The organism is Sphingomonas bacterium (assembly GCF_903643065.1).
GTDB lineage: Bacteria > Pseudomonadota > Alphaproteobacteria > Sphingomonadales > Sphingomonadaceae > Sphingomonas.
The window spans coordinates 1-8,792 of the sequence record NZ_CAHJWX010000044.1; the positions used below are offsets into that span (position 1 = coordinate 1).

The following is an 8,792-nucleotide window of genomic DNA, read 5'->3' on the forward strand; positions in this document are numbered from 1 at the left end:
ACGCTGGCGCTGGTCGGCAAGGGCGTGACGTTCGACACCGGCGGCATCTCGATCAAGCCCGCCGCCGGCATGGAAGACATGAAATGGGACATGGGCGGCGCCGGCGCGGTGGCGGGCGCGATGCGCGCGATCGCCGGACGCAAGGCGAAGGCGAACGTGATCGGCGTCATGGGGCTGGTCGAGAACATGCCCGACGGCGCCGCGACGCGCCCGTCCGACGTGCTGGTCTCGCTCTCCGGCCAGACGATCGAGGTGCTCAACACCGACGCGGAAGGGCGGCTGGTGCTCGCCGACTGCGTCACCTGGGTGCAGCGTACGCACCAGCCGGCCGCGATCGTCGACCTGGCGACGCTCACCGGCGCGATGATCGTCAGCCTGGGCAACGAATATGGCGGGCTGTTCTCGAACGAGGAGGGGCTGGCGGGGCAGCTGCTCGCCGCCAGCCTGGCGAGTGGCGACAAGCTGTGGCGCTTCCCGCTCTCGCCCGTCTACGACAAGATGATCGACAGCCCGATCGCCGACATGAAGAACATCGGCGGGAAAGGTGCCGGCTCGATCACCGCCGCACAGTTCATCCAGCGGTTCGTCGAGGAGGGCGTGCACTGGGCGCATCTCGACGTCGCCGGCATGGTCTGGTCCGACAAGCCGGGCAACCACCACGACAAGGGCGCCACGGGCTATGGCGTGCGCTTGCTCGACCGCTTCGTACGAGACAATTGGGAGGGGTAGCCGCCCAGCCGTCATCGCCGCGAACGCGGGGATGACAGGGGGAGATGCGGAACCTACCCTCCGCTTCAATGCAGGTCGACTTCTACCACCTCACCATCCGCCCGCTCGAACAGGTGCTGCCCCGTATCTGCGAGCAAGTCCTGGGAAGCGGCAACCGCCTGTTGATCGTCGCCGCCCCCGACGATCTGCGCGCGAGCATCGACCGGCTGCTCTGGACCTACAGCGCCGAGGCCTTCCTCCCGCACGCGCAGGTCGGCGCCAGCATGGACGCGGATCAGCCGATCCTGCTCGCACCCGACGTCAATGCCGCCAACCGCGCGCGCCACGTGGCGCTGGCGGACGGCGAGTGGCGCGACGCGGCGCTCGACTTCGACCGTGCGTTCCACTTGTTCGACGAAGACCGCCTCGCTCCCGCCCGCCTGGCGTGGAAGGCGCTTGGCGGCCGTGACGGGGTGGAACGGCGCTACTGGAAGCAGAACGACGCAGGCCGGTGGGAACAAGCGGGGTAGTTGCCCTGGCGCTTGCCCGTCGCTAGGGGCCGCGCATCCCCGCCAGCATCAAGCACAGGAGCCTCGTGACCGCCATGGCCGCGAACCGGACGTTTTCGATCATCAAGCCCGACGCCACGCGCCGCAACATCACCGGCGCGGTCACCCGGATGCTGGAGGAGGCCGGCCTGCGCGTCGTCGCGTCCAAGCGGCTGCAGCTGACGACCGAGCAGGCGGAAGGCTTCTACGCCGTCCACCGCGAGCGGCCCTTCTTCGGCGACCTCATCAGCTTCATGACCTCGGGTCCGGTGGTGGTTCAGGTGCTCGACGGCGAGAATGCCGTGCAGCGCAACCGCGACATCATGGGCGCGACCAACCCCGCCAACGCCGCGCCCGGCACGATCCGCAAGGAGCTGGCGGAGTCGATCGAGGCCAACACCGTCCACGGTTCCGACAGCGACGAGAACGCGGCGACCGAGATCGCCTTCTTTTTCCGGCCGGACGAGATCGTCGGCTGATCACGCCGGACGGTGGCGGCGCGGGTGAGCCCCGGCCTGCTTAGGAAAGGCAGCCGTCGCGGGCCCGCTTGTCTCAGCCGCAGCGCACGTCGGTGATCTGGCGGCGGTGGTCGACCAGCAGGTTGATGCGGTCGGACCGAAACTCCTCCGTCATCATCTGGCCGGGATAGATCACGCGCACCCTGCTCGCGCCCGACAGTTTCTTCGCGCGCGTCGGCACGTGGCGGCGATAGTGTTCGCCGACCAGCGCCTCCGCCGGCCCGGCGGTGCATTCAGCCGCGTCGGCGGGCACCTGCGCCGCCAGCATCGCGAGCACCATCAGCATCATGCCGTCTCCTCCTCCACCCGATCGTCCTGCCGCGTCATCTTGAGCCTGCCGCCCACGACCGCGAAGCCAAGCCGTCCTTCCACCAGATCCACCGCGTCGCGGCCGAACTGGTCATAACGCCAGCCGGTCAGCATCGGCAGGCCGTCCCGCGTGCCCGCGGCTAGCGCTTCCAGCTCGTCCGACCGCGCCAGCAGCTTGGGCGCGACATCGATGTCCCGCGACCTGATCTTGAGCAACAGCTTGAGCAGATCCGCCACCAGCGCGCCGTCGCGGCCGAGTCCCGGCTTGCGATCGTCGCGCGGCGGCACTTCCTCGGCGTCCATCGGCGTCGCGCCCTCGACCGCCGCCATCAATCGCGCGCCGATCTCGTTGGTCGCCCAGCCGGGCGAGAGGCCGCGCACCTTGGCCAGGTCCGCCTGCCGGCGCGGCGGGTTGCCGGCGAGGTCGGCGATCGTCTCGTCCTTGGCGATCCGTCCGCGCGGCAGGTCCTTGCCCTGCGCCTCGCGCTCGCGCCACCGCGCAATCGCCTTGAGGCGGCCCAGCACCTCCGGTCGGCGGCTCGGCACCTTGACGCGGCGCCACGCCTCGTCGGGATCGTTGAGGTAGTTGCGGGGATCGGCGAGCCGCTCCATCTCCTGATCCAGCCAGGCGCCACGCCCGGTCTTGCGCAACCGCTCCAGCATCTTGGGGAAGATCGCCGCCAGATGCGTGACGTCGCCGATCGCATAGTCGATCTGTCGCGCGTCGAGCGGCCGGCGCGCCCAGTCGGTGAAGCGCGCGCCCTTGTCGATCGAGATACCGAGCCAGCTGTCGACCAGGTTGGAATAGCCGATCTGCTCGCCCTGCCCCAACGCCATCGCCGCGACCTGCGTGTCGAACAGCGGGTGCGGCGTCTTGCCGGTCAGGTTGTGGACGATCTCGATATCCTGCCCGCCGGCATGGAAGACCTTGAGCACGTCCTCGTTGGCCACCAGCAGGTCGAGCAACGGCTGGAGATCGATCCCGGGCGCGAGCGGGTCGATCGCCGCCGCCTCGTTCACGTCGGCGACCTGGATCAGGCACAGCTGCGGCCAGAAGGTCGACTCGCGCATGAACTCGGTATCGACGGTGATGAAGTCGGCCCGCGCGAGGCGGGCACACAGATTGGCGAGCGTGGCGGAGTCGGTGATCAGCGGCAGGACATGCATCGCCCCGCCATAGCGTGCGCGCGCGGGTTGACAAACGAAGAGGCGGAGGAGACGGCGCCTCTTCTTTTGGTCATCCCCGCGCAAGCGGGAACCTATCTCCCGACCGTCGCTCAAGGCTCAACCGGCAGGAGATGGGCCCCCGCCTGCGCGGGGTGACGGCTTTTCGCGACGAGACCGCCCATGCACGCCTATCGCACCCACAACTGTGCTCAGCTCACCGCCGACGAGGTTGATCACACCGTCCGCCTGTCCGGCTGGGTACATCGCAAGCGCGATCATGGCGGCGTGCTGTTCCTCGATCTGCGCGACCATCATGGCATCATGCAGATCGTCGCCGACAGTGACAGCCCGGCGCTGCCCGCGCTGGAGCAGCTGCGCGTCGAATCGGTGGTGACGATTGATGGCGTCGTGAAGCGCCGGTCGGAGGCGACGGTGAACCCGAACCTCGCGACCGGCGAGGTCGAGGTGTTCGCGAGCGCCGTCACCGTGCAATCGCCCGCGCAGGAGCTGCCGCTGCCCGTGTTCGGCGAGGCGGAATATCCGGAGGACATCCGGCTGCGATATCGGTTCCTCGACCTGCGCCGCGAGCGGCTGCACGCCAACATCATGCTGCGCGCCAACGTGATCGCCTCGATCCGGCGGCGCATGGTGGAAGGGGGCTTCACCGAGTTCCAAACGCCGATCCTCACCGCCTCTTCGCCGGAGGGCGCGCGCGACTATCTCGTCCCCAGCCGCGTCCATCCGGGCAAGTTCTACGCGCTCCCGCAGGCGCCGCAGATGTTCAAGCAGCTGCTGATGGTCGCCGGCTTCGACCGCTATTTCCAAATCGCGCCCTGTTTCCGCGACGAGGACGCGCGCGCCGATCGCTCGCCGGGCGAGTTCTACCAGCTCGATTTTGAGATGAGTTTTGTTACGCAGGAGGACGTGTTCGTAGCGATCGAGCCGGTGCTGCACGGCCTGTTCGAGGAGTTCGCGAATTGGCAGGGCAAGGGCCGCCAGGTCTCCGCGCTGCCGTTCCGCCGCATTCCGTACCGGGAGTCGATGCTGAAATACGGCAACGACAAGCCCGACCTGCGCAACCCGATCCTGATCTCGGATGTCAGCGAGCGGTTCGCCGGCTCGGGCTTCGGCCGGTTCGCGTCGATCGTCGAGGCGGGCGATGTCGTGCGCGCCATCCCCGCGCCGGACACCGCCGACCGCAGCCGCAAGTTCTTCGACGACATGAACGGCTGGGCCCAGGCCGAGGGCTTCGCCGGGCTCGGCTACGCGACGCGCAAGGGCGGCGAATGGGGCGGGCCGATCGCCAAGAACCATGGCGAGGCGAAGATGACCGCGATGGCCGACGCGCTCGGGCTCGGCCCCGACGACGGCCTGTTCTTCGCCGCCGGCCCGCAGGCGCAAGCGACCAGGCTCGCCGGGCTCGCGCGCACCCGCGTCGCCGAGCAGCTCGGGCTGATCGACCCCAAGCGCTTCGAGTTCTGCTGGATCGTCGATTTCCCGATGTTCGAATGGGACGAGGACAACAGGAAGGTCGATTTCAGCCACAACCCGTTCTCGATGCCGCAAGGCGAGCTGGCGGCGCTGGAGAGCAAGGACCCGCTCGACATCCTCGCCTATCAATACGACATCGTCTGCAACGGCGTGGAGCTGTCGTCCGGCGCGATCCGGAACCACCGGCCCGAGATCATGTACAAGGCGTTCGAGATCGCCGGCTACACGCGCGCGGACGTCGACCGCGACTTCGCCGGCATGATCAACGCGTTCAAGTTCGGCGCGCCCCCGCACGGTGGCTCCGCGCCCGGCATCGATCGCATGGTGATGCTGCTGGCGGACGAGCCCAACATCCGCGAGGTCATCACCTTCCCGATGACGCAGAAGGCGGAGGACCTGATGATGGGCGCCCCCGGCTTCGTCTCGCCGAAGCAACTCAAGGAATTGAACCTGCGCAGTACGGCGGAGACGAAGGACGCAGGCGCGATGGTGGCGAAGAGCGCGGGCTGACGCGGGACGGCGGGCATGCTCGACGACCAGCCCGCGCCGCCGACGCCGCTGGCGCGCAGCCTGGGCGTGGTCGGCGTCCTGTTCCTGACGCTGTCCGTCACCACGCCCGCCTCGTCGGTCTTCATCATCATCCCGGGCATGCTGCAAGAAGCCGGTACCGGCGCGGTCTGGGCGACGCTCGCCGCCGCTTCCGTCTGCGTCGCCACGGCGTACATCTATGCCGAGCTGGCGTCCGCGTGGCCGGTCGCGGGCGGCGAATATGTGATGGTGGCGCGCACCCTGGGGCCGCTTGCCGGGTTCGTGATGCTGGGCATCAACGTCTTCAACAACCTGATCTTCCTTCCCGTCGCGGGGCTCGGCATCCGCGAGGTGCTGGCGGGTGTGATCCCCGGCCTGCCGCAGGTCGCGACCGCGATCGTCGTGGTCGGCGCGTGCACGCTGGTGGGGGTGCTCAACATCCGCGTCAACGCGGTCGTCACCGGCGCCTTTCTGCTGCTGGAGATCGCGGTGCTCGCGTTCGTGTCGGCCTTGGGGCTGGTGCACGCCACCCATGCCCCGCTCGCATTCCTGACCGCGCCGGTGCTCGCCTCGGGCGCGCCGGTGACGCTGACCGGGATCGGCGTCGCCGCATCGATCGCGATCTTCGCGTTCAACGGCTATGGCGCCGCCATCTATTTCGGCGAGGAGATGCACGAGGCGCCCCGCCGGATCGCGCGCTCGATCATGCTGGCGCTGGTGTACATCCTGGCGCTCGAAGCCGTGCCGCTGCTGGCCGCGCTGGTCGGCGCGGTCGACCTGCCGACGCTGCTCGCCTCGGCCAACCCGTTCGGCGATCTGGTAGTCGCGCTGACCGGCGAGCGGGCGGGGCAGGCGGTGGCGCTGGGCGTCGCGCTGGCGATCGTCAACGCGATCATCGCCTGGGTGCTCGCCTGCGCGCGCTTCTTCTACGGCACCGCGCGCGACGGTTCGTGGGGCCGGCCGCTCGACCGCTGGATGGTCGCGATCCATCCGCGCTGGGGCTCGCCCTGGCTCGGCACGCTGCTGGTCGGCGGGGTCGGCATGGCGCTGTGCCTGCTGCCGCTCCGGCTGCTGGAGGTGTGGAGCGGCGCGGGGCTGATCGCCATCTATCTCGGCATCGCGCTCGCCGCCGTGGTCGCGCGGGGGCGGGGGCAGACCGGGCGGGGCGGCTATCGCATGCCGCTCTATCCGCTGGCGCCGGCGGTGACGATCGTCGCGCTGGGGCTGATCGGCTGGGCGACCTGGCTCGATCCGGACGAGGGCCGCCCGGCGCTGATCGCCACGGGCGCGCAGATCGCGCTGTCGGCAGCCTATTATTGGTGGGTGCTGCGGCCCAGGGGATGGACGGCGATCGTGCCCGATCCCTCGCCACGCTAGCGGCCACGCACGGCCACCGCATCGTCGCCACTCCGGAGTCGCCACCATGATCATCGTGCATCACCTCGAAAACTCCCGGTCGCAGCGCGTGCTGTGGATGCTGGAGGAGCTGGCGCTGCCGTACGAGGTCCGCCGCTATGAGCGGAACAAGCGGACGATGCTCGCCCCGCCCGAACTCAGGCGCGTCCACCCGCTCGGCAAGTCGCCGGTGATCGACGACGATGGCACGATCGTCGCGGAGACCGGCGCGATCGTCGAGTATCTGGTCGGCAAGGCCGATGGCCGGCTCGGGCCGCCCGCCGATCGCGACGGCGCGCTGCGCTACCGCTTCTGGCTTCATTATGCCGAGGGCTCGCTGATGCCGCCGCTGTTCGCCAAGCTGGTGCTCGGCCGCGTGCCGCTGTTCGGCAAGCTGGCGCAGCGCCGCATCCAGCCGATGATCGACGTGCACCTCGACTATGTCGAGGCGGAGCTGGCGGCGCGGCGGTGGTTCGCGGGAGAGAAGCTCAGCGCCGCCGACGTGATGATGAGCTTCCCGCTGGAAGCCGCCCGCTCGCGCGGCGGGCTGGGCGCGAGCCGCCCCGCCACGATCGCCTGGCTCGACCGGGTCCATGCCCGGCCGGCCTACCAGGCGGCACTCAAGGCAGGTGGGCCCTACGCCTATGCCTGAGGCTCCAGCAGCCCCGGCATCGGCCGCTCGAACCCGCCCTCCCACCGCGCGATCACCGCGTTCGCGACCGCGTTGCCGACGACGTTGGTCGCGGTCCGCCCCATGTCGAGGAAGTGATCGACCGCGAGGATCAACAGCAATCCCTCGCCCGGGATGTGGAACGCCGGCAGCACCGCCGCGATCACCACCAGGCTCGCGCGCGGCACCGAGGCGATGCCCTTGGACGAGATCATCAGAAACAGCAGCATCGCCACCTGCGTCCCCAGCGTCAGGTGGATGCCGTACGCCTGCGCGATGAACAGCGACGCGAAGGTGCAGTACATCATCGACCCGTCCAGATTGAACGAATAGCCCAGCGGCAGCACGAAGGACGCGATCCGGTTGGGGATGCCGAACCGCTCCAGCGCCTCCAGCATGCGCGGATAGGCGGCTTCCGACGAGGCGGTGGTGAAGGCGATCAGCAGCGGCTCGCGGATCACGCGCACCAGATCGATGATGCGCCGCCCGATGAACAGCGCCCCCGCGCCGAGCAGGATCGCCCAGAGCAGGAGGAGCGCCAGGTAGAACGAGCCCATGAAATAGGCGAGCTGCCCGATCACCGCCGGGCCCCGCTCCACCAGCGTCGCCGCCACCGCGCAGAACACCGCCAGCGGCGCCACCCGCATGACATAGTCGGTGACGCGCAGCATCACCGGCACCAGCGCCTCGACCGCGCGGACCAGCGGCCGCGCCGCCTCGCCGACGCCGGTGATCGCGACACCGACGAAGACGGAGAAGACGACGATCTGCAGCACCTCGTTCTGCGCCATCGCGTCGATCATCGAGGCGGGGAAGATGTGGGTCACGAACTTGGCCAGGCTGAACGCCTCGGTGCTCACCCCCGTGTCGGCGCCCGCCGGCGGGATCGGCAGGTTCACGCCGACGCCGGGATGGAGCAGGTTGACGAGCAGCAGCCCGAGCCCCAGCGACAGGAGGCTGGCGAGCAGGAACCAGCCGATCGCCCGCGCGCCGACCCGGCCCAGCGCCGCGCCATCCCCCATCTGCGCGATGCCCGAGACGAGCGTCCCGAAGACGAGCGGCGCGATGATCATCCGGATCAGCCGCAGGAAGACCGTGGTGCCGATCGAGAAATTGCCGGCGATGCCCTTGAGCCGCGCCGCCGCCGCCGCCGACCCGTCATCGATCGCGTGATTGATGGCGAGCCCGACGATCAGCCCGAGCAGGAGCCCGCCGACGATGAACCAGGTCAGCCGCTTCGCCATGCCCTACTCCCTTACCCGGTTCCAAGGGGATTGCGGCGGCCCGGTCAAGCACCGTAACGAGGGCGGGCGTGAGTGTCCCCGTCCTCATCAACGCGAGTGGCGGGACCGCGCGTCGCCTGGGTGAACGGTGCGGCCGCGAGGTGGCGGCGGCGTTCGCGGCGGCGGGGCTGGCGGTCGCGGTGCGGATGCTCCCGGGTGACGAGATCGCGGGCGC

General features: G+C 69.5%; 8 protein-coding genes and 1 pseudogene. 6 read left to right on the top strand and 3 right to left on the bottom strand.

Annotated features, from left to right (window positions below):
* From HUU95_RS02925 to ndk, 3 genes and pseudogenes are all read left to right on the top strand, one after another.
* A pseudogene (locus HUU95_RS02925) lies at positions 1–729 on the top strand (leucyl aminopeptidase); the annotation flags it as partial.
* Between the two features lie 68 nt (positions 730–797).
* Positions 798–1,238 carry a DNA polymerase III subunit chi gene (locus tag HUU95_RS02930; protein WP_174278736.1) on the top strand — a complete coding sequence of 147 codons (441 nt, stop codon included), beginning with the start codon at positions 798–800 and terminating at the stop codon, positions 1,236–1,238.
* A gap of 74 nt (positions 1,239–1,312) precedes the next feature.
* The gene (gene ndk / locus HUU95_RS02935; protein ID WP_174278737.1) at positions 1,313–1,735 is read left to right on the top strand and encodes a nucleoside-diphosphate kinase; all 423 of its coding nucleotides are present in this window, start codon (positions 1,313–1,315) and stop codon (positions 1,733–1,735) included.
* A 73-nt stretch (positions 1,736–1,808) separates the two neighbouring features.
* Here the strand turns inward: ndk and HUU95_RS02940 are convergent, their stop codons facing one another.
* The gene (locus tag HUU95_RS02940) at positions 1,809–2,063 is read right to left on the bottom strand and encodes an I78 family peptidase inhibitor (RefSeq protein WP_174278729.1); all 255 of its coding nucleotides are present in this window, start codon (positions 2,061–2,063) and stop codon (positions 1,809–1,811) included.
* A complete protein-coding gene (gene rnd / locus HUU95_RS02945) occupies positions 2,060–3,250 on the bottom strand; it encodes a ribonuclease D (RefSeq protein WP_174278730.1) in 1,191 nt (396 codons plus the stop codon). Before rnd ends, HUU95_RS02940 begins: the two co-directional genes overlap by 4 nt.
* A gap of 180 nt (positions 3,251–3,430) precedes the next feature.
* On the opposite strand from rnd, the gene aspS reads away from it, so the two are divergent.
* From aspS to HUU95_RS02960, 3 genes are read left to right on the top strand one after another with little or no spacing between them, the layout of a single operon-like run.
* Complete coding sequence (gene aspS / locus HUU95_RS02950; protein WP_174278731.1) at positions 3,431–5,251, top strand: aspartate--tRNA ligase; 1,821 nt, start codon at positions 3,431–3,433, stop codon at positions 5,249–5,251.
* A 15-nt stretch (positions 5,252–5,266) separates the two neighbouring features.
* A complete protein-coding gene (locus HUU95_RS02955) occupies positions 5,267–6,646 on the top strand; it encodes an APC family permease (RefSeq protein WP_174278732.1) in 1,380 nt (459 codons plus the stop codon).
* A gap of 46 nt (positions 6,647–6,692) precedes the next feature.
* On the top strand, positions 6,693–7,316 hold the full coding sequence (locus HUU95_RS02960; protein WP_174278733.1) for a glutathione S-transferase family protein: 624 nt from the start codon (positions 6,693–6,695) through the stop codon (positions 7,314–7,316).
* Here the strand turns inward: HUU95_RS02960 and HUU95_RS02965 are convergent.
* Positions 7,307–8,578: a dicarboxylate/amino acid:cation symporter gene (locus HUU95_RS02965; RefSeq protein WP_174278734.1), complete on the bottom strand. Its 1,272-nt coding sequence runs from the start codon at positions 8,576–8,578 to the stop codon at positions 7,307–7,309. The genes HUU95_RS02960 and HUU95_RS02965 overlap by 10 nt on opposite strands.
* Positions 8,579–8,792: the final 214 nt, after the last annotated feature.